Annotated in this window: 19 protein-coding genes and 1 tRNA gene; 3 read left to right on the top strand and 17 right to left on the bottom strand. The window is 34.9% G+C overall.

The window, feature by feature from the left end:
• Nucleotides 1-18: 18 nt before the first annotated feature.
• The 7 genes from BLV64_RS02445 to pdxA all read right to left on the bottom strand — a co-directional run bounded on the left by BLV64_RS02445 (nt 19) and on the right by pdxA (nt 8,071).
• Nucleotides 19-2,697: a zinc-dependent metalloprotease gene (locus BLV64_RS02445; protein WP_092131962.1), complete on the bottom strand. Its 2,679-nt coding sequence runs from the start codon at nt 2,695-2,697 to the stop codon at nt 19-21.
• A 280-nt stretch (nt 2,698-2,977) separates the two neighbouring features.
• On the bottom strand, nt 2,978-4,330 hold the full coding sequence (gene accC / locus BLV64_RS02440; RefSeq protein ID WP_092131960.1) for an acetyl-CoA carboxylase biotin carboxylase subunit: 1,353 nt from the start codon (nt 4,328-4,330) through the stop codon (nt 2,978-2,980).
• A gap of 104 nt (nt 4,331-4,434) precedes the next feature.
• Nucleotides 4,435-4,923, bottom strand: a complete 489-nt coding sequence (accB, locus tag BLV64_RS02435) for an acetyl-CoA carboxylase biotin carboxyl carrier protein (RefSeq protein ID WP_092131957.1) — start codon at nt 4,921-4,923, stop codon at nt 4,435-4,437.
• A gap of 35 nt (nt 4,924-4,958) precedes the next feature.
• The gene (locus BLV64_RS02430) at nt 4,959-5,954 is read right to left on the bottom strand and encodes a beta-ketoacyl-ACP synthase III (protein ID WP_092131954.1); all 996 of its coding nucleotides are present in this window, start codon (nt 5,952-5,954) and stop codon (nt 4,959-4,961) included.
• A 179-nt stretch (nt 5,955-6,133) separates the two neighbouring features.
• Nucleotides 6,134-6,337, bottom strand: a complete 204-nt coding sequence (gene rpmF, locus BLV64_RS02425) for a 50S ribosomal protein L32 (protein ID WP_092131952.1) — start codon at nt 6,335-6,337, stop codon at nt 6,134-6,136.
• Between the two features lie 8 nt (nt 6,338-6,345).
• Nucleotides 6,346-6,885 (bottom strand): YceD family protein, encoded by a 540-nt coding sequence (locus BLV64_RS02420; RefSeq protein WP_092131950.1) that lies wholly within the window; start codon nt 6,883-6,885, stop codon nt 6,346-6,348.
• A gap of 124 nt (nt 6,886-7,009) precedes the next feature.
• Nucleotides 7,010-8,071 (bottom strand): 4-hydroxythreonine-4-phosphate dehydrogenase PdxA, encoded by a 1,062-nt coding sequence (pdxA, locus tag BLV64_RS02415; protein WP_092131947.1) that lies wholly within the window; start codon nt 8,069-8,071, stop codon nt 7,010-7,012.
• A 66-nt stretch (nt 8,072-8,137) separates the two neighbouring features.
• Here pdxA and BLV64_RS02410 point away from each other — a divergent pair, with 66 nt between their 5' ends.
• The gene (locus tag BLV64_RS02410; RefSeq protein ID WP_092131945.1) at nt 8,138-8,728 is read left to right on the top strand and encodes a riboflavin synthase; all 591 of its coding nucleotides are present in this window, start codon (nt 8,138-8,140) and stop codon (nt 8,726-8,728) included.
• Between the two features lie 68 nt (nt 8,729-8,796).
• Here the strand turns inward: BLV64_RS02410 and BLV64_RS02405 are convergent, their stop codons facing one another.
• From BLV64_RS02405 to mce, 8 genes are all read right to left on the bottom strand, one after another.
• A complete protein-coding gene (locus BLV64_RS02405) occupies nt 8,797-9,552 on the bottom strand; it encodes a LytR/AlgR family response regulator transcription factor (RefSeq protein WP_092131942.1) in 756 nt (251 codons plus the stop codon).
• Between the two features lies 1 nt (nt 9,553).
• Entirely contained in the window at nt 9,554-12,580 is a 3,027-nt protein-coding gene (locus BLV64_RS02400) for a sensor histidine kinase (RefSeq protein WP_143034123.1), read from the bottom strand.
• Nucleotides 12,581-12,704: 124 nt separating this feature from the next.
• A complete protein-coding gene (locus BLV64_RS02395) occupies nt 12,705-13,400 on the bottom strand; it encodes an SH3 domain-containing protein (RefSeq protein ID WP_092131936.1) in 696 nt (231 codons plus the stop codon).
• Nucleotides 13,401-13,606: 206 nt separating this feature from the next.
• Nucleotides 13,607-14,197 carry a hypothetical protein gene (locus BLV64_RS02390; RefSeq protein ID WP_092131933.1) on the bottom strand — a complete coding sequence of 197 codons (591 nt, stop codon included), beginning with the start codon at nt 14,195-14,197 and terminating at the stop codon, nt 13,607-13,609.
• Between the two features lie 69 nt (nt 14,198-14,266).
• A complete protein-coding gene (locus tag BLV64_RS02385) occupies nt 14,267-14,578 on the bottom strand; it encodes a hypothetical protein (RefSeq protein WP_092131930.1) in 312 nt (103 codons plus the stop codon).
• A gap of 8 nt (nt 14,579-14,586) precedes the next feature.
• Nucleotides 14,587-16,194, bottom strand: a complete 1,608-nt coding sequence (locus tag BLV64_RS02380) for a hypothetical protein (RefSeq protein ID WP_092131927.1) — start codon at nt 16,192-16,194, stop codon at nt 14,587-14,589.
• Between the two features lie 239 nt (nt 16,195-16,433).
• A tRNA-Ile gene (locus BLV64_RS02375) sits at nt 16,434-16,507 on the bottom strand.
• A 60-nt stretch (nt 16,508-16,567) separates the two neighbouring features.
• Complete coding sequence (gene mce, locus BLV64_RS02370) at nt 16,568-16,972, bottom strand: methylmalonyl-CoA epimerase (RefSeq protein WP_177165285.1); 405 nt, start codon at nt 16,970-16,972, stop codon at nt 16,568-16,570.
• Between the two features lie 79 nt (nt 16,973-17,051).
• Here mce and rbfA point away from each other — a divergent pair, with 79 nt between their 5' ends.
• The gene (gene rbfA / locus BLV64_RS02365) at nt 17,052-17,447 is read left to right on the top strand and encodes a 30S ribosome-binding factor RbfA (protein ID WP_092131921.1); all 396 of its coding nucleotides are present in this window, start codon (nt 17,052-17,054) and stop codon (nt 17,445-17,447) included.
• 65 nt (nt 17,448-17,512) lie between these two features.
• Nucleotides 17,513-18,718 carry an ABC transporter permease gene (locus tag BLV64_RS02360; RefSeq protein ID WP_092131918.1) on the top strand — a complete coding sequence of 402 codons (1,206 nt, stop codon included), beginning with the start codon at nt 17,513-17,515 and terminating at the stop codon, nt 18,716-18,718.
• Nucleotides 18,719-18,953: 235 nt separating this feature from the next.
• Here BLV64_RS02360 and dusB read toward each other — a convergent pair whose 3' ends face one another.
• Nucleotides 18,954-19,949 (bottom strand): tRNA dihydrouridine synthase DusB, encoded by a 996-nt coding sequence (dusB, locus tag BLV64_RS02355; RefSeq protein ID WP_092131915.1) that lies wholly within the window; start codon nt 19,947-19,949, stop codon nt 18,954-18,956.
• 214 nt (nt 19,950-20,163) lie between these two features.
• Nucleotides 20,164-22,587: an outer membrane beta-barrel protein gene (locus BLV64_RS02350; RefSeq protein ID WP_092131912.1), complete on the bottom strand. Its 2,424-nt coding sequence runs from the start codon at nt 22,585-22,587 to the stop codon at nt 20,164-20,166.
• Nucleotides 22,588-22,640 lie beyond the last annotated feature (53 nt).

Genomic DNA, 22,640 nt, shown 5'->3' with positions numbered 1-22,640 from the left:
TATTAAAAGAAGTTGAAATTATTCAACGATAATCTTTTTAGTAAAGGTTCTAGAACCGTCATTTACATTTAATAAATACATTCCAGATTCAACATTTCCTAAATTAATAGTTTCATTGAATGCTCCTGAGTTGTTATATCCTTTAGTGTAAATTGAACGTCCTCGAATATCAAATAACTCTAAAGTTACGTTATTAGATTCCGACTTAAATTTCACATTAAACTCACCATTGTTAGGGTTTGGATAGATAGAGAAACTGTTTTCTAAAGCGAAATCGTCAGTACCTAAAGTAGTTGTACATAATTCGATAGACCAGTCGTTTATTGTTCCTGTATTGCCTCCTGCAAAATCAACAGCAGCTATATTCCAATCTCCAGCTGTTGTTAAGTTGTTAAAGACACCTAAAGTGGCAGCTGGGGTATAAACACCAATTATATTATCACCACAAACAATAGGAGCTGCACCATCGACGAATGTTATATCGAAATTAGAATTTCCTGTACACTCTCCAACCCAAACATTAACAAAGGCATTATTTGTTTGTACATCTGGGTGTTGAATTTGTACTAAGACTTCTCCAAGTTCTGGGTGAGTAACATCAACATTAAATTTAATAACAGTTTCACCACCAATAGTAACATCTTCACTAACATTTATAGAATGAAAAACCGGTTGACCTTGTCCTCCTCCTTGAACACCATCTGGAATAGCTAAGGCTATTGCGCCTGATTCGTAAAGATTACAGGTTTCGCTAACTGTTGCATTTAAAGCAAAATCTTTAGTATTAATATTAAAGAATGAATGACCTACAGCCTCAACCATAACTCGGCAAAATGGTGCTACATCACCAGGAACTGTAACATCATAAGAACCATTATTTGGAACATTAGAAGCTAATACTGTATCAAAAGTAACTCCGCCATCTGTAGATAATAAAATATTTACATGCGAAACATTAATTCCTGCTCCTGTTGTGTTTGCAACATCCCAAGTAATTGTTTCAGTAGTTCCGTCGGTCCAACTAATTCCAGCTGAATCTTGCGAAGTTACAACAAATGGCCCTGCATTGTTTGTCCAACTTACAACCATATCATCAAAGTCGTTAGCAGCACCGCCTAGTTTATTATCTCTAACTGTTAATCTAAAGTCAGCTGTTCTCGCAACTGTTGGGACTTTTTCCCAAGTTCCCCCATTAAAACCTAAAGCCACTAAGTCTGATAACTTAGGGAACGTTCTTGTTGGACTAGATGTTGGAAGATAAGACCTAAATAACGGCTCATTGCTGTTCATAGTTGCAGGGTTTGGATAAGCATTAGCTGCATCATTTTCGTCGTATTGTTCCCAACAGTAGGTAAGAGAATCACCGGCATCTGCGTCTGTAGCAGAACCTGTTAATCTGAATGGTGTTCCTTTAGGAAGTAATAAATCGCCACCAGCATTAGCTACTGGAATATTATTTCCGGTTGGTGTTTCAATGTCACAAGATCTTGTTGATACATGAGCTGTAACTTGCTGAATAGAGATAGCGTGAAAATAAGGGTCTGAATGTGCTTGAACATCCGTAGCCCCAGTGATTCCTGCATATCCCATTATTGTAGATCCACTACCTGGTTCCATTTGAGCAATTCCATTTCCTTCTGATTGAAAAGTAAATGTATGACGTCCACCAAATTGGTGACCTAGTTCATGCGCAACATAATCGATGTCGAAACTTACACCTGTAGGGTTTGTACTTGTTGTATAACCACTACCTTTTTGACCAGAAACACACACACAACCAATACATCCTGCATTACCGTTGTTTCCAATACCTGCCATTAAGTGTCCCACATCATAGTTAGCATCTCCAATTTGTGCATCCAAAGCAGCCTGTAAATCACCATTATAATTCATATCAGAATTACCATTATATGGATCTGTATTCGGGTCTAGGTACACCACGTTATCATTATTTGCCACTAACACCATTGTAACGTTAAAATCATTTTCAAAAACAGCATTAACAGTAGTCATTGTATTTACAATAGCTGCATTTACTAATGGTAACGTACCACCATGAAAAGCTGAATACTCTGCACTTACAGACATAGCTAAGTCGAAAGTATGTAAAGTACCATCTGCCGAGGTACTAACTTTATCAGCTAACTCTTCGATACTACTCTCTAAATCCTCTGGAGTAGTACATTCAAAAGGTTGACCTTTGTGGTTGGCATCATTTTTCTTACTAATAGTAATTTTAGATACATCTTCCACACTTGGTTCAATAACTAAAGTTTTACCTTCTGCACCAGAAAGCACAATACCCGACAGGCCTTTGTAAGGAGAAATACTAAATCTTAAATACGCACTAGGTGTATCAATTCCGTATCCAACATATGATCTAATTTGTGGATACTGAGCTTGTAACTCAGGAGCCATAACCGAAGCCTCCTGAATAAAATAGCTTTCTAATTGTCCATCAAGGTTTGGTAATTCTAATACTAAATTGTTAGATAACGCTTTTGAGTTTCCTCTTTGCTCCGCTTTAGACAATTCGCCCATTAATTCGTTAACATCAAATGAATATGTTTGATGGGATTGTAGTGCGTTTTGCTGCCCTTTATTAGTCACTTTTTTAAAGTGATTAGTTTGAGCAACTACCGAAAAGCAAAGCATAAGCATTGCACACGATAAAACATAATGTAATTTTTTTTTCATGGTTTTATTTTCAATTAAATTAATACGGTCTAAATATACTTTGTAAATCGACGATTACAAAGTATAAATAGTTAAAGTACCAATTTCATAGATAAAACAAATCCTAGTAATTAAAGAAAACTGCTTAACAAGCCTAATTCTAATAAGCATTAATAAAAAAACTAAAACACACGAAATCAAAACATTATCATATAAAATTAAAGCTATAGCCTTATTAACACTGCGGTACAGTTATATCCAAAAAAAAAGCGACTTATAATTAAGTCGCTTTTTGGTTTTACTAGTCTAATTTTGGTTTTTCCATTACAAAATCTTCCATAAATTTAGTGGTATAGTTACCCGCTAAATAATCTGGATGATCCATTAATTGTCTATGGAAAGGAATTGTTGTTTTAATCCCTTCAATAACGAACTCATCCAAAGCTCGTTTCATTTTATTTATAGCCTCTTCACGAGTTTGCGCTGTTGTAATCAATTTCGCGATCATAGAGTCGTAATTTGGCGGAATTGAATAGCCAGCATAAACGTGTGTATCTAAACGTACACCGTGACCACCAGGAGCATGTAAGGTTGTTATTCTTCCTGGAGATGGTCTGAAGTCGTTATATGGATCTTCAGCATTGATACGACATTCTATAGAGTGTAATTGTGGTAAATAGTTTTTACCAGAAATTGGCACTCCTGCCGCTACCAATATTTGCTCTCTAATTAAATCAAAATCAATAACCTGCTCTGTAATAGGGTGCTCCACTTGAATACGCGTATTCATTTCCATAAAATAGAAGTTTCTATGCTTATCGACAAGAAACTCTACAGTTCCGGCACCTTCATATTTAATAAACTCGGCAGCTTTAACAGCAGCCTCACCCATTTTTTTACGTAATTTATCGGTCATAAAAGGAGAAGGCACTTCTTCAGTTAACTTTTGATGACGTCTTTGAATAGAACAATCTCTTTCGGATAAGTGACATGCTTTACCTTTAGAATCTCCAACGATTTGTATTTCGATATGTCTTGGCTCTTCTATAAGCTTTTCCATATACATATCGTCATTTCCAAAGGCTGCTTTAGATTCGTGACGAGCAGAATTCCATGCATCTTCTAAATCCTCAGGTTTCCAAACGGCACGCATACCTTTACCTCCACCACCAGCAGTAGCTTTTAGCATTACAGGATAACCTGTTTCTTTAGCGATTTTTTGGCAGTCTTTAAAGTCTTTAATAATCCCTTCACTTCCTGGTACACAAGGCACGCCAGCAGCTTTCATTGTTGCTTTTGCCGAAGACTTATCTCCCATACGTTCGATCATATCTGCAGAAGCACCAATAAATTTAATATTGTTTTCTTCACAGATTTTAGAAAATTTAGCATTTTCAGATAAAAACCCGTAACCAGGATGTATAGCATCTGCATTTGTAATTTCGGCAGCTGCTATAATATTAGACATTTTTAAATATGAATCTGCACTTGGTGGAGGACCAATACATACAGCTTCATCTGCAAATTTAACATGTAAACTTTCGGCGTCTGCAGTCGAATAAACGGCTACAGTTTTAATCCCCATTTCTTTACACGTTCTAATAACACGAAGGGCAATTTCCCCTCTGTTTGCAATTAGTATTTTTTTAAACATAACGTTTTGTTTTAAAAATTTCAAATTCCAATCTTGTTAACAACAAGATCTCATTCCAAAAACTAATTTGGACTTATGGATGTTGTATTGGAATTTTTAAATGGTTATGACGGATCTACTAAAAATAATGGTTGATCAAATTCTACTGGAGAAGAATCGTCTACTAATACTTTAACGATTTTACCTGAAACTTCAGATTCGATTTCGTTAAATAATTTCATCGCTTCAATAATACATAAAACATCACCTTCAGCAATAGTTTGACCTACCTCAACAAATAATGGCTTATCTGGTGATGGTTTTCTATAAAACGTACCGATGATTGGTGATTTTATAGTGATGTATTTAGAATCCTCAGCTGGAGCTGCCGGCGCTGCCTCTACAGGAGCTGCTGCCTGTTGTGGCTGCTGTCCCATGTTTGGCATTTGCATATGCGGCATCTGCGCTGCCATAGGCACTTGTTGTACTATTGTTGTTTCAGAATCAGAACCCGTTTTTATAGTGATTTTAACATCATCGGTTTCTAATTTAACTTCACTCGCACCAGATTTAGCAACAAATTTGATTAAGTTTTGAATATCTTTTAAATCCATAATATTTAGCTATTAAATTTCTTTAGTTGTTTATGTTAAGAATTGTAAGCCCATTTTAAATAAATAGAGCCCCAAGTAAATCCTCCTCCAAAAGCGGCAAACATTAAATTATCGCCTTTTTTAAGTTGTAGTTCGTAATCGTTTAAGAGTAATGGTAAAGTCGCCGAAGTGGTATTACCATACTTATGTATATTCATCATAACCCGTTCTGGGCTGATTTCCATTCTATTGGCAGTAGCATCAATAATACGTTTATTAGCTTGGTGAGCCACCAACCAATCGATGTCCTTTTTATCTAATTTTGTTTTAGCAAGCAGTTTCTCGGCTGCATCGGCCATATTAAAAACAGCGTTTTTAAATACTGTTCGTCCTTCTTGAAAAACAAAGTGTTGTCCTTTTTCTAAAGCTTCTGGAGTTATTGGATAAGACGAACCACCATATGTGGCTTGTAGGAAATTTCTTCCAGAACCATCGCTTCGTAAATATTCATCCTGAAAACCTAACCCTTCTTCATTAGGTTCGAATAATACAGCTCCCGCTCCGTCTCCGAAAATGATACAAGTTGCACGATCTTCATAATTAATCATAGAAGACATTTTATCGGCTCCTATTAATAAGACATTTTTATAGCGTCCTGATTCAATATATGCTGAGGCTGTAGACATACCGAATAAGAAGCTTGAACATGCGGCTTCTAAATCGTATGAAAACGCATTAACCGCTCCAATTTGAGAAGCAGTATAAGCGGCTGTAGAAGCGGCTTTCATGTCTGGTGTAGCTGTTGCAACTATAACCAATTCGATATCTTCAGGATTTATTCCCTTTTTATCAATAAGGTTTTGCGCTGCTTTTATAGCAAGATAAGAGGTTCCAAGTCCTTCGCCTTTAAGAATTCTACGTTCCTTTATTCCGGTTCTCGTAGTAATCCATTCATCGTTTGTGTCGACCATTGTTTCAAGGATTTGATTGGTCAATACATAGTCTGGCACATAGGCGCCTACAGCTGTAATTGCTGCCGATATTTTACTCATACTTTTTAAGTTAATTTGACCTAATGCGTTCAAAATCGTCTAAAAAAGGCGAAATCTTAATAAAATTAAGCTATTCGGGCCAATATTACACAAATAAAGTTGTTTTTAACGCAAAAAGAAAGCTAATAACAAAAAAAACGCTCACAAGTGAGCGTTTTTATGTATGCATGCATAATAAATTATGCCATATTCTCTTCAGACACTGAGTTGTCAATTAAAACTTGACCTCTGTGGTATAATTTACCTTCAAACCAGTGTGCTCTATGATATAAGTGAGCCTCACCTGTAGTTGGGCAAGTCGCAACCTGTGGCGCAGTTGCTTTGTAATGTGTTCTTCTTTTATCTCTTCTTGTTTTCGAGATTTTTCTTTTAGGATGTGCCATTTTCTATTTTATTTATCCGTTAATAGTTTCTTTAATGTATTCCATCGAGGATCTGATTCCTCTTGGTCTTTTTTTATGTCCTTCACTTTTGGACTTAATTCTTCTAATTTATTAAGTATGTCTGAATCTAATGTCCCGTCTTCAACCCCTGGATGAATGCGTTTTAGCGGCAAAGATAACACAATTAATTCGTAAATATATTGCTGAATATTAACCTCGTATTCTCCATGCGGAAGAATAAGAATATCAATATAGTCGTCGTTAAACGCTTCACCAAACTTAACTACTAAATCAAAACTGTTTTCGATTTCTTGGTCGTAAGGCTCGTTGGTAACATCACAATTAATATTTACTGTTCCTGTTACTTCAAAGTGCAATTCTAAAAGCGTCGATTTTTTTACAAAATCTACATCTATTTTTAGATCACTACTATTAAAGTCTTCGTACTCAAAATATTCAAAGAACTCGTTTTTAATTTCATAATCAAAATGATGTTTTCCTTCTTTTAAACCTACAAATGGAATTGTAAACTCTTTCAATGGCTTCATTTTCACATCTATTTTGAGCCTGCAAATATACAATTTTTTATTAATCTAGCAGACTTATAAACATTTTTTTGTTTATATCTTTCTTTTTTCGTTTTGCTAAGGTAATTAGTACCGTTCTTTACACTTAGTGTTTAGGGTTAAATCGTTTACGTTTAGAAACCGCTAACGGATTTTTAGTTAAGGTCGCATACTCACGTCTGTTTTTAAATATATCGATAGCTTTAAACACAGCCTCTTCAAAAGACCCTCCATCGGCCACGCCCTTCCCTGCAATCTCATAAGCCGTACCGTGATCTGGTGAGGTTCTCACCCTATTTAATCCGGCGGTATAATTTACACCTTGTCCGAAAGATAAGGTTTTAAAAGGAATTAATCCTTGATCGTGGTACGATGCAATAACGGCATCAAAACTCTTATAGTTAGAAGATCCGAAAAAACTATCGGCAGCGTACGGTCCGAATACCAATTTTCCACTTTCTTTAATCTTTTGAAGTGTTGGTCGCATTACCGTGTCATCTTCACTTCCAATAACACCATTATCTCCTGTATGCGGATTAATACCTAAGACCGCAATTTTTGGCTTACTGATTCTAAAATCTTGCTTTAACGATTGGTATACTGTTTCAATTTTGCTAGTAATTAGTTCTTCAGTAATATGTGAGGCCACATCTTTAACCGGCACATGGTCGGTTAACAAACCTACACGCAAAGTATCGGTGACCATAAACATAAGGCTATTACCTTCTAATTCTTGATTTAAATAATCGGTATGTCCAGGAAAATTAAATGTATCCGATTGGATGTTGTGTTTGTTTATTGGTGCGGTTACCAATACATCAATCGATTCGTTTTTTAAAGCGGCAGTGGCTTCTGCTAAAGATTTTATAGCATACTCCCCTATTTTTAAATCCTCCTTACCGAATTGAATGGTAACATTCTCTTTCCAACAATTTAAAACATTTAGCTTATTTGGGACTATTTGATCTAGAGAATTTATGCTATGCAGATGTGTTTCTAATTTAAAATGATTTTTCACAAAACTCATTGTTTTTATAGATGCAAATATGACAGGTGTACAAAAATCTAGCATTCTAGAATCTTCGAACATTTTTAAAACAACCTCAGAGCCTATACCATTTAAGTCACCTATAGATATCCCCACTATAATATTTTCTTCTTCCCTCATTAGATTTGATAAGTTTTGTTTGTAATTTTACAGTCGCAAATTTAACGAAATAATACTTTCATTACTATGTTTACCGGAATTATTGAAACCTTAGGGACGATTACAGATTTAAAAACCGACCAACAGAATTTACATATCACTGTGGATAGTGGTATAACTTCGGAATTAAAAATAGATCAAAGCGTGGCCCATAACGGGGTGTGTTTAACGGTGGTAAGCATTTTAGATTCAACCTATACGGTTACCGCTATTAAAGAAACCTTAGATAAAACCAATATTAGCAGTCTTAAAGTTAATGACTCGGTAAATTTGGAGCGCGCCATGAAATTGGGCGACCGATTGGATGGACATATCGTGCAGGGGCATGTCGATCAAACAGCTACTTGTGTAAGTATTGAAGAAACTGCAGGCAGCTGGTTGTTTACTTTTAAATATGATAGTAGCTTAAATAATATCACTATCGAAAAAGGTTCTATTACTGTTAATGGGGTTAGTTTAACGGTTGTAAACTCCAAAAAGGACGCCTTTAGTGTCGCTATAATTCCTTATACCTACGAGCATACTAATTTTAAAACGTTTAAAGAGGGAACGGTAGTAAATTTAGAATTCGATGTGATTGGTAAATACGTGTCACGACTACACAGCTTAAACCATTAAGCTTTTTTGCTTTAAAAAAAGAAATTACTATATAAAATTTTATTACAGCATAGGACACCTACCTGCCTTTAGCGGTGCATTTTATCTAGAATATCTAATACCTCAGCACGTTTTCTTACCGATACCGGTACATTCTCGCCATTTTTTAGCAATAGGTAACCGCCATCCGATTTTATAAACTCGGCGATACATTGCAAATTGATTAAATGACTTTGATGAATTCTTAAAAACTCGTAAGGTTTTAGTAAATCGGCAAAATATTTTAAGGTCTTCGTCACAAATATTTTCTTACCATTATCAAGATAAAATAGAGTATTATTACTATCGGACTCGCAACGTACAATAGTGTCGAGGTTTACAATTATTATTTTATCTAATGTATGTAGCGATATCTTGTCTGGCTTTTTATTTGGCGCTATCAAAGTATCTTTTAAAATAGAAAGCCGTTCTCTATTGGGTTGAATTTGCGAAACCGCGCGGGTAATGGCTTGATCTAAATCCTCGTGAGAATACGGTTTTAAAACGTAATCAATAGCAGCAAACTTAAACGCTTTAATAGCATACTCATCACTAGCAGTGACAAATATAATTTTAGATTTTAAGTCTGGAAAGATCTCTAAAATATCGAACCCCGTACCATCGCCCAACATAATATCTAAAAACAACACGTCGGGTTGTTTTTTTCGCAATACCTTCGCAGCTTCCACAACACTTTGTGCCGTATCGATAATCTCAATATCGGGGAATCGAGAGGTGATATCATGCTTTAAGAGTTGTAATGCATCGGTTAAATCTTCTACGATAATTGCTGTTAGTTTTGCCATATTAGTAATCAGTTTCTAATGGAATTTTAAATGTTATTGTCGTCCCTTTTACGGTACCATCATCATTTTTTACCTCTTCAATTAAAACGGCACCTTCACCCGAAAGTGATTCAATGCGTTCTTTAGTCACCTCGAGAGCCACCGATTGATGATCGGTTTTTGTTTTTTGCTGTTGCGATGTAAAAATACCAATACCATTATCTTCAATCTTACAGTAAAGAAAGTCCGCTGTACTATAAAATGAAATACTCAACTCTCCTGGTTTTTTTCCTTTTAATATACCATGGCGAATGGCGTTTTCAACAAATGGCTGCACCAGCATAGGCGGAATCAAAACCTCTTCAACAGCTATATCTTTATCAACCTTAATACTATATATAAACGGTTTTGAAGCCATAAGTTGCTCAACTTGAATATAATGGTTTAGCGTATTCAGCTCTTGCTCTAAACTTATTGTGTCCTTACGGCTGTTTAATAATGTTTCCCGTAATAAAGTGGCAAAACTATTTATAGTCGTATTCATTTTATCGGGTTGAGCTATAGCCATTGCTTTTATACCGTTAAGGACATTAAAAATAAAATGCGGATTCATTTGCAATCGCAATGCTTTTTGCTCTAGTTCTAACAGGTTGTTTTTTAACTCTAAACGCTCCCACTCCTCTTTATTTTGCTGCTGGAGTCTTTTTACGTATTGATAAGCAATCAGCACGACTATGAGTATTAAAATAGAAACCACCAACACAATAAACCAATTTTTTTTATACAACGGACTCTCTATAAAAAAGCGAAATGACTTGGGTTGACTCGTTATTCCACGTGCATTTCGGGATTGTACAGTAAACTCATAATCTCCATAAGCTAAACCAGAGAAATGTTGAGTATGTTCTTGAGTCCACGAACTGTACGGACTATCATTTAACTTAAACCGGTAATACACCTCTTTAGGATGATTTAAATCTACCGTTTTATAGTAAAAACTAATTTGCGTTTGATCTGGTGTTAACTGAAGGGTTTTATGCTCATTCGTAAACGGTAATCCCCACAAAGAATCTAAAGGTTTATAATTGACTTCGATATCGGTAATAAACAATTGTGGAACACGCTGTGCTGATGCTGTAGTCGAAGGCTGATATTGCGTCAGTCCGTAAATCGCACCAATCCATAAATTACCACTAGCATCTATATCTATAGCATTTAAACAGGTTTCTATTCCTAAAAAGCCATCGTCTCGACCAAAGTGAAAAACATCTTCGATAGTATGACTAGTACTTAATTTAACTTTATCAATGCCGCGTTCACTACCAACCCATAAATACCCTTGATTGTCAAAAATAAGTTGATATATATTTTGGGAATAAAGCGCTTTTTCTCCTTGAAGTTTTTTTAACACCAGGTTGTCATCAATTTCTGTCCACCAAACACCTTTTCCCGAGGTTCCTAGATACAGCGTGTTGCCACTAAACAACAGACTTACAATCTCCGCAGTAGTGTTTAAAACCTTACCTAGACTCGTTACCGTATCGTTTTCTATATAACCTAAATATCCATTTTTTGATGCAAACCACAACCTGTTATGCTCATCGACAGCGATGTCTTTTAAAAGTAGGTCGTTAATATTTTCTTGGATTCCAAAACGTTTTAAAATAGCTATGCCTTTTGTTTCGGGATTGTATTCTGCTTTTAAAATCCCACTAGAATAGGTCGCTATCCATAGCGTTTTATTAATTATTTCAATATCTTTTATCCAATCGTAAGGAAAACCAGTATCGGAATTAAACACGTGATTTTTAGTCCTAGTAATTTTAAGGGTATCGATTTTCACGGCATAGTTTGTCGACATTGTAAAAACCAAACTATCTTTGCTTACGGTTTCTCGATAGAGCAGACCTCTTCCATCAGACCCCGCCCATATATCTCCATTAGAATCGCTAGTTATGGTTTTGATTTTAACTCCGGAAAACAGTTTAGGAACATTAATATGGTGAATTCCTAAAGAATCGATAGCTACCAAACCTGCTTCGGCATTAGAATTCCATATGGCATTTTTAGTAGCATGTACTGCATATACCCGATTGTCTTTTAACCCTGAATTTTTATCGAAATGCTTAAAGTTATTCTGAAAATATTTATAAAAACCACCACCTGATGTTGCTATCCATAGGGCTGATTGTTTGTCGCGTATCACCTTTCTAACGTGAGGCACTGCCAACCCGTTAGTGGTATTTAGTCTAAACTTCTCCAAATGTGTTTCTATATCGATAACAGTGATTCCACTATTATCGGTAGCCACCCAAAGCTCGTTTTCATTTTGAATAGACAGTGCATTTATTCGCAAAGGTTCCTTAATTAAAAAAGAATCTTCTAAACCGCGCGTATCGATTACAAAGGTACCGTCATTAAACGTAGAGGCGTACACGTTATGTTTATACTGCGCTAAAGCCGAAAAATTACCTTTTTCTATTTGCGATATATTTTTATTTTTAAAGCTGGATGTTTTCCAGAGGCCGGACGATGTTGCTAGCCAGATTGCCTTGTCGCTAAAAACAATGTGATTTATAGAACTAGAATCTAAGGTTGGGTGTAACGAAACCGCTTTAACTGTCTTGTTATCTATAACTTTATAAACCCCTTTTACAGTAGCCAAATACACCGTATCATCACGATTTAAAATTTGAAGTACTTGTGGGCTTTCACTATTTAAAAACTGGTTGTTTATACGCATTGAAAGTCCGTTGCGCGTTCCAATATATAACACACCATTTGCGATATGCAAAGCGTGTATATAATTTGATAGCAGACCGTCCTTTTCATTCCATGACTTAAAGGACGCCCCATCAAAACGCGATAAACCACCACCCTGTGTACCTAGCCACAAATAGCCGATAGAATCTTGCACCATATCATAAACCTGAGATTGTGGTAAACCGTGCTCTAAGGTATAGCCACGCAATTGATCATGCTGCGCCTCTACAGTATTAATAAGAAAAGTGCACAGAGTAAGTAGAATATAAAGTGTTATAGATTTCAAATAAACGAAGAGATTGTATATATGGTTAACAAATATAGTTAAACGCTACTTTTTTTAGTTTTATTTCATAACTAAAGCGCTATACCGTAAATAGGTATAACGCTTTTAATACGGTTTATATTTTCTAATTCTCGGCCATATACGTATGAACTACATCTATAAACCGATCTGAAACCTCTGCTAATACATTAGTTTTTTTAAACGTATTATTTTTCCACACAACATATAATGTATCTAAGGTGACATCGCAACTATCTCCCGATCTCTCGGTTAACCCAATAATATCGTCGATATTTTCAAGACCTTTATTACCCAAGTTTATTACGTTTTCGAAATTTAATTCGCGATTTGATAGTGTTAATCTGTCGATTTCCTTTCCGTGTTTTACAGCGCGTATTTGATAGTGTTTTAACGTATCGCTGTCTGCGCTATGTTTCACTCCTTTTTCACCAAAAACAAATAAAACGGTCGGATCTGACTTACTTACCAAGGTTTTCTGTGCTATAAGTCCGCCCCAAATCCATCCCGAATCCGGTCCCACTTTTACGCGATAAAAGCGACTCGACACGCCATTTACAGTAATTATATTATCGCTCTTTTCTAATAACCGGACTTTTAAACCTATAGGTAAAGTGGTTAGTTTTTGACATTGTGTTGCAGGGCAATCGCGTAAGGCCACATTATCTGCTAATAAATATTTCGATGCTTTAGATGCTGAAACATTAGCATAGGTGTCGAATGTAATTTCTCTTGTTTGAGAAAAAGTGTTTGTAGTTACTAAAAGGACTACGGCTAGAATACTACTTTTTAGAATGTTCATATCGTTTAAATTTTAAAGTGTTATTATTAATTTACACTCTAAATGTAAGACGATACCACTGGGTAATAGGAGTGGTTTTAGTATCCGTAGACTTTCAATTAGAATTCGTCACCATAACAGGTGATTGGTAGGCATTTTTCAAGTTAAATCAACTATATACATCGTATTACACATACGTAAACCTGTATTAAATCGGTAAAATAAAGTCATGGCATTTGCTGTTTAGCGTTCTCGTAGAGCTCAACACAGCGTTCTTCAAACTTAAAATTGATAGCATCGCTAAAGCAATACAAATACGTTTCTGTAAATTCCATATAAGATTTAATTGTGGGTAGTTTTATTAATTGCCCATTAAACACCTGGTAAAAATCACCTATATAGATATGCTTTATTAAATCTACACTAGACTTCCCACTACCATAGCGCACCTCTTCTCCGAATTTAAAGCGGTCGATATCATAATCTGTACGGCGGATTTTAATAAGCTGCATTTTTTTCTCTATAGGATTGTATTGAAATTCGTTGATCCAGCCTGACCGTCCGTAATCATTCCAAAATTCAAATCCGTTAGGGGTTTCAACCAAAGTATTTCCAAAATTTAAGCTTCTTATTTCCAAACTGGATACGACTTGGAATGCATTTGAAGATAGCTTGTAGTTTAAGGTATTAGAGTCACTATCAATATACACCAAATCCATAATAGCATCCCCGTCAAAATCTTTTACGATCTCTCGTGTAGATTGCCCTTGCAGACTATTAACAATTACGAGTAATATTAAGGTTAATATCGGTCTCATGGTGTTTGTTTAAGGTTTAAAAAACAGTTAAGCTATATAACCAAGAAAAAAAATAGGGGTTATTAACACTTAGCCAAATAGTAAATCGTGCATGGTACGTGAAGACATCAATAGAATAATGACACTTAAAACCAGAATCTTTAAGACAGTAAGTAAGGGTATCTGTATCTCTTTTTTCCATAAAATGAAATAATCAAGAACAAGAAAAATTAGTGCACTTAGAATTCCTATAAGTGATCCACCAATAAAAACCCCAATACTTGTCCCCCAATGAGTCTCACCGCTTCCAGTAGTTTTTGCTTTAACATATTGATAAAATATAGACCCTAAAATACTAACCACCAACCATAGCAATGCGCGCTTTGTATATTTTTTTTTCATAGCTTGAATTACCCTTTAAACCCCGGATTTTTCCCTGAGCCAAAGCTCGTTTTTAAAGCCTCTTCTATTTCTGGAAATAACTGGGTATGACTTAAACCATGAGAGGTCATAGCTAAATAGCCTAAACTTCCAGGTTTATTTGTTAGGCTATTGTTTTCTAAATCAGCGTCTGTAATTAAGTTGGCATAAAATCGATTCACTAATGCACCATAAGTATTTAGATTATCCCTTGCTGCCGCCAATGCATTATCCATAGCATCATTAGTATAAAGATACATTAAGACATCTAATTTTTCAGCACTACTAGTAAAAGCATTTGCCGGAATTAACTGACTTAATAAGCGCATTAAGACTTCTCGTTTATCATCTCCATGCGTTTTCAAAGCGTTTTCTATACCTGAAATAAACCCATCATAATTTGATTTTTTATGTCTTGTATCATAAACATCTTTATTGGTAATATCAAGGTCTACAATTTCAAATTTAGAATTGACTTGCTTTTCAGGAGTCCATGAGGTATCATCAATCTTATCAACAATTCCAGACGCGTTCGTCTTAAAAACCGAATCCAAAAGGCCTAACAAATAACTATCTTCGATACCTTGATCGATGTCAAATATCGTATTTACAATAGTTAAAACTTGTAGTAAATCTAAATCCTCAAAAAACTCAGATCTACCATAACCTCCACTTCTTCCTGTTCGATTATTTTCAAAAACGCCACGTTGAGAGCGTGCCCAACGAGATATCGTATTAAAATGACCTAATAGCTCTGTTTTCTGAGAGACTAATAAATCAGTGGTTTTAAAAGCATTTAAGTTATCGATAATAACTTGTGCTAAGCGTTCAATACCACCTAATAATATAATGGTTTGCTCCCACATATAGGGCCCCTCGGTATGATTATTAATAATGGATAACCCGAGCTGTTCATAAGTTGAAAAATCGGTTTCCTTTATTCTATTTAAAGCCGTATCAAAATCACCTGCATTATAGTTCGCAATAAGAATTTCAAGGTTTTTTAATGAAAAATCGGCAACAAAACGTTGTGTTATGTCATAATCGTTATGAACATTAATAATTTTACAATCAGCATGCAGATGTGTATGATTGAGTTGATGCTGTTCTTGGAAAAAAGGTGTAGACAAATAGGTAATCGATTTAATTTTCCATTTTTCAGGAAACCCATCGTCCTTAACAATGACATTTGTAAATTCATTTATAACATTACCTCCGTGAGAATGACCTATAAAGTGAAAATAAACATCGACGTTTTTCCAATTTGGATACTGTCGGTAAATTAAATCTAAAAGTCGCTTGGCACCCGTAGTTCTATCGGCATTATTATTATCTCCAGACCAGCTAAAAAACTCGTCTTCGATATGAAGATCGTGAAACTGTGGTTTTAATGCCTTGACTCCTGCTCTAAGATTTTTAAACTCTTTTTCTTCATTGCGCCAATAGTTTTTATTGGCTTGGTGTTTTTCTCCCGTCACATTTAAAGGATCTTTTGTTCCTGCAACAAACATCACGACGTCTTTTGGTCCTATAATTTTTACCGAGGTGCTTTTGGTCTCACCGTCTTCGAATGTTAATGTAAATGTGTTTTTTGCCATCTTTAGGTCATTTGGAGCTTTTACTGCACTAAAAGCATTATGTACCACGTGATGGTTTCGCGCTCCTAATTACAATTCTGTTTCAATTTAGCTAAATATTTTGAAACCTACTAACCCTGTTAAAAGTTGTAATTAACTAAAAGCCAAATCTATTAGAATAGATATCTAATGGTTTTTGGGATTTATAGGGATAAAAACAAAAAAGCCTTACATTTCTGTAAGGCTTTGCAATTTCTAAGTGGTCCCACTTGGGCTCGAACCAAGGACTTTCTGATTATGAGTCAGATACTCTAACCAGCTGAGTTATGGGACCGAAATCGGGTGCAATATTACTACATCTTTTCTTTTCTAGCAAGAAATATTTCGCCTTTATTTATTCTTTTATCTCTTGGCACAACTCAATTAACACGCCGTTAGACGATTTTGGATGTAAAAAAGCCACCAATTTATTATCAGCACCTCGCTTAGGAGTATCATTCAAAACTATAAAGCCTTCTGCTTTAAGGCGCGTTATTTCAGAATCAATATCATCGACATCAAAAGCAATATGATGAATTCCTTCGCCTTTACGGTCAATAAATTTTGCTATAGGGCTATCGTCTTTAGTAGCTTCTAGTAGTTCTATTTTATTTTCACCCACTTGAAAAAAAGACGTATTAACACCTTCGCTTTCAACAGTTTCAACTTTATAATGTGGTTTTCCAAATAATTTTCCGAATAATATGTTTGATTCTTCAAGGTTTTTAACGGCAATACCAATATGTTCTATCTTATTCATTATTTACTATATTTATATTAAGGTACGAATTTTGCTTTCAAAAGTAAGATAATCTTTAAATATCAACTATTTTTGCACTATGGAAGAAAGTCAAAGACAAAAAAAAATAGGATCTGTTTTACAAAAGGATTTAGTAGAAATCCTTCAAGGCGCTGCGACCCAGGGTGGTATGCGTGGCGTTATTATATCTGTATCTAAAGTAAAAGTAACTGTCGATTTATTATCGGCGAAAGTGTATTTAAGCATTTTCCCTAACGAAAAAGCAAAAGAATTAGTAACGGGTATACGCTCGAATCAACCGTTTATAAAGCACGAATTAGCAAAACGAACTAAAAACCAATTGCGCCGTGTACCAAGTTTAGAGTTTTATATAGACGACTCTTTAGAGCATATAGATAAAATCGAACAGTCACTAAAAAGAACGGACAACCCATTAAACGACCCGGATCTTTTAGGTTCTCACAAAAAATCTTAAGAGGTAATTTAAGGCTCTTTGCTAATGGTTTCACCCTTTAATGTTTTAATCTGCTAGTATAATTTATGAACTTTTCTTTATACATAGCAAAACGTTATTTACGCTCTAAAAGCAGCAATAATGCAATAAACTTTATTACAATACTAGCCGTTATAGGTATTGTTTTAGGAGCAGCTTCTTTGTTTATTGTATTGTCTGGTTTTGCGGGATTAAAGAATTTTACTTTAGAGTATACCACTATTATAGATCCCGATTTAAAAGCAGAAACCACCATTGGTAAGTCGTTTATTTTAAATGAAAATATAGAAGCCAAACTGCAAGCTATTCCTGGTATAGCCATGTATTCTAAAGTCATTGAAGAACGTGTGTTCTCATCTTTTGACGGCAAGCCTTACCCGGCTTATATTAAGGGTGTCGATGAGAATTATGAACGTGTTAACACCGTCGATTCGATTTTAATTCAAGGCAGTTGGGTGACTCAAAAAACAAGCCAGATTGTTGTTGGCCGAGGTATTGCAAATAGCCTATCCTTAGGAGTTTTAGACTATGGAAAACGCGTGTCGCTATTTGTTCCTAAACCAGGGAAAGGACAAATCACTTCTACCAAAGATGCTTTTAAACAGGTGCAATCGGTTAACGTGGGTATTTTCTTTATCAACGAAAAGCTAAATGATAGTTATATTTTTTCTTCAATTGATTTGGCTCGGGAATTATTAGACTATTCTAAAAATCAAATTTCAAGTGTAGAGTTTAAACTGCATCCTGATGCCGATGAAGCTCAAGTTAAAGCCGAAATCCAATCGGTTTTAGGAGATAAAATTAGCGTAAAAAACAGAGCTCAACTTAACGATGCGCTATATAAAATGCTAAATACGGAAAACCTAGTCGTATATTTAATTTTTACTTTGGTTTTAATTATCGCCTTATTTAATGTGATAGGTTCTATAATTATGATGATTTTAGACAAAAAAGCCACATTAAACACCTTATTTAATTTGGGAGCGACTGTAAAAGATATCCGTCGTATTTTCTTTTTACAAGGGACGCTTATGACCTTGGTTGGGGGGACTATTGGTTTAGGTATTGGCCTTATAGTTATTGTATTACAAAGTCAGTTTTCTTTGGTTATGCTTACCCCAAGCTTACCTTACCCTGTCGATATTAGGTTAGACAACCTCATCATCGTTTTTCTAACCATTACGGTATTGGGCATATTGGCATCTAAAATAGCGTCGGTACGAATTTCAAAAAACTTAGTAAAAACAAGCTAATTATTTTAGTCAGTCCTCTAAAGTTTCGGAAATAAAAAATTACTTTTTAGGTCGTTTAAGGTATTTAAAAACCACATAACTGATAAGAAGAGACCAGAAAATAATACAAGCCCATCCTATTATTCTACCTAAAGTTGTTTCGGTGCTTTGAAGAATATAAACACCTAAGGCAATAAAAAATACAGGACCTATTAGCCCTAAAATTCATTTTAATTTATCTACCATAAATACTGTATTACACTGTAAACTGATAATCTGAAAATTCCTTTAACACATCATCTAGAGCATTAAAAACGTCTTTAGAATCATCACTAGTTACCATTCGTGTACGGTATTCTTTAAAATGCGGAATACCTTTAAAATAATTAGTATAATGTCTGCGTGTTTCAAGCACACCTAAAGTTTCTCCTTTCCAATCAATCGCCATTTGTAAATGACGTTTCGCCGCTTCTACACGCTCCGGAATAGAAATTGGAGCTAAGTGTTCACCGGTATTAAAAAAATGCTTTACCTGCTTAAAAAACCAAGGATTACCTATACTAGCACGTCCGATCATACAACCATCTAATCCGTATTCATCTCGCATTTTCATGGCGAGCTCTGGAGTGGTTACATCACCATTTCCAAAAACAGGAATGTGCATTCTCGGATTGTTTTTTACTTCAGCAATAGGTGCCCAATTGGCATCACCTTTATACATTTGTGCACGAGTTCTACCGTGAATTGCTATAGCCTTACAGCCTACATCTTGCAAACGTTCGGCAACTTCAAGGATACGAATAGAATCGTGATCCCATCCTAGACGGGTTTTAACAGTAATAGGAATATTGGTGCGTTTTACCATTTCGGCAGTCAGTTGCTCCATTAAACAAATATCTTTTAAGATTCCTGCTCCTGCGCCTTTAGACACCACTTTTTTCACAGGACAACCAAAATTGATATCTATAATATCCGGTTGTGATTTTTCGACAATATCTATGGTTTGAAGCATGCTTTCTAAGTTCGCTCCAAAAATTTGAATCCCAACAGGGCGTTCCTTTTCATAGATGTCTAATTTCATTACGCTTTTTGCAGCGTCCCGAATTAGTCCTTCACTCGAAATAAATTCGGTATACACCACATCGGCGCCCTGTTCTTTACATAATGCTCTAAACGGCGGATCACTAACATCTTCCATCGGTGCTAAAAGCAATGGAAAGTCAGGAAGTTCTATGTTACCTATTTTTACCAAGTTCTTTGTTTTTGTGCAAAATTACAGTTTTTTAAACAAACGTTTCATTTCCAATGAAATTATTGTCTGTTATGGCTGTTATTTCCTTAAAGACCACCGTATTCAACATAAAAAAACCGCTAGACGACCTGCTGTCTAACGGTGATTATTTTTTAAGATTATAGTAACTAGCAACGCTCTAAACTACGGCAAGTAGCTGCTCTTTAATCCTTAATTACTCTTTTTCTAGCCTATCCTTTTCTTTGTGTACTTTAGTCCGTGCATTCGTGTTCAAGGTTGTATTTCCAAAAGCATAACTAAACCCTAATTTTATATAGCGATTATCTACTTTTATAATACTTCGGTTATTCTGATTATTAAACTTAAACGTTGTTTCATAATCGTTTAAATTAAAGATATCAGAAACCGCTAACGATACAGTTCCTTTTTTTTTAAGTATACTTTTTTTAATCGATAAATCTGAAGTTAAAATAGTCTCCGATAGTCTAAACCCTTGTAGGTTACGTCCCACATAAACAAAAGACAAATTCGCGTTTAAACTGCGATCTTTTAAAAAGGTAATATCGTTACTAATCGCTGCATAAGTAGACCAATGACTTTGTGTGACTTGATTGTTTTCTATAAATGATTCGTCTTTTATATTGTATACTGAACCAACAAAATATAGAAACCAACGGTCAGTGACATTGAAATGAGTCACAAAATCAAAACCAATTTCACTAGTAGCTTCTACATTTACTGGGGTATACACAATAATATTTTCGGTATTATTTTGAATTGGAAGTTCGTAGAAACTATCTTTTGTTTTTTTATAATAGGCTTCAAAGGTATAATTTCCATTTACAGTTGTTCCTAATACATAATGATTTGTAAATGCCGGTTGTAGTGTTGGATTCCCTGTAACAATAGTATTGTCATTTAAAAAGAAATTAAACGGATTTAAGATTTGGTAACTTGGTCGCTCTACACTACGTTTAAAATTATAATACAAACTCAGATTCTCTAAGGGGTTAACATTTAAACTAAGCGTTGGAAAAATTTTAAAATAATCTTGAGTTACTTGGGTGTTTGCCGAAAGTGAATGTCCGTCGATAACCGTATGTTCTGCACGTAAACCACCAGAAAAACTCCACTTATCCCAACTGGTTTCAACATTTAAATAACCTGAAGCAATAGACTCATCATATTTATAAAAATCAGAGTAACCACCTGACGGTATAGTGGCGTTCGTATTTGGATTTAAGTTGGTTTGCAATACATCACTTTCAGTTTTCGTGCGCGATACTTTCATTCCTGAAGAAACGGCTGTTTGCTCTGAAATAGGTAAGTTAAAATCTAATTTAGAAATAAAAATACTTGTGTTTTGACTGTTAGCTGTATTAAAAGCCGTTTGAAAATTATAAGGAAACTCAGAACCAAAAACATCGGCAGTATCAAAATAATCACTACGTACATTTTGCGTACGGTTATAATCGTAATTGGTATAATGCGAATTCAACTTTAATGTCGCCGAATTATTAAAGCTGTGTAAATAATCTATATCTAAAGAAATATGTTCTTTTTTTCCGTCAGAAATAATAAGAGAACCATAATTATACAAAGGCGAGTTATTAACATCGGTAATTCTTGCGTCACTAAACACCCTATTATCGTATACGGGATTTAATAAAACAATTGATGATAAGCTGAGTTCGTTATTATCATCAATAGCATAATCCATATTAAAGTTAATATTATGAATTTTAGACCATTCGTCACGGTCTAATTCAGTATTCCAAACCTCATCGATCGTATTACCGTCGTAGTAATTTATGGTTTCGAAGTTATAGCGATCTTTTTTAGAATCGGTATAGCTATAATTCACATTAAAATCAAGCTTATCTTTTTTATAAAACTGATTTAATCCGCCCGTAAATTTCGGGTAAACCCCTTGCGTGTAATTGGTAAAGTATTTACCTCGGTAACCTGTGGCTAAATTTTTAGTCATTATAATGTTAATAACCGCCCCGCTCTCTGCATCGTATTTTGCTGGTGGATTGGTAATGACTTCAATTTTTTGAATATTATTGGCTGTCGAACTTTCTAATAACTGTGTAATTTCGCTGGCCGATAAATGAATTTTCTTTCCATTAATATACACCGTTGGTGTACTATTTTTTACCGAAATGGCATCATCTATAATCAAAACCCCAGGTGTATTTTTCAGCGCACTTAATACAGAACCTTCACTCAACGACGAATTTTCTATATTAAAAACCAATCTGTCTACCTCTTTTTTTAATGTCGGTTTACGATTGGTAATAATGACTTCTGAAAGGGTTTCAGAGTCTTCTTTTAAAACGATGATAGGTAAAGTTTGCTCCTGCGATATATGCAATTCTTGTTCATACGATTTATAACCTAAAAATGATACTTTCAAATAATAACGATCTGCCATTAAGTTATCTATGGTAAAACTACCATTTTCTAATGAACTCACTCCCGTTATCAATTCTGAATCGGACGTCATTAAAATAACATTTGCAAAGGCTATTGGCTGGTTAAGCTCATCTACGATTTTTCCTGAAATACTATAATTTGCTTGTGCTAAAGCACTAATGGATGCAAATAAAATAGCTATACTGATTAATTGCTTCAAAAATTAAAATTTTATTTATGTGCAATATACCAATGTTTTATAAAAATAATTAC

It is taken from the genome of Bizionia paragorgiae (genome assembly GCF_900107625.1).
In the GTDB taxonomy this organism is placed as follows: domain Bacteria; phylum Bacteroidota; class Bacteroidia; order Flavobacteriales; family Flavobacteriaceae; genus Bizionia; species Bizionia paragorgiae.
The sequence above is the reverse complement of the archived record's forward strand: the minus strand, read 5'-3'. Positions and strand labels throughout refer to the sequence as shown.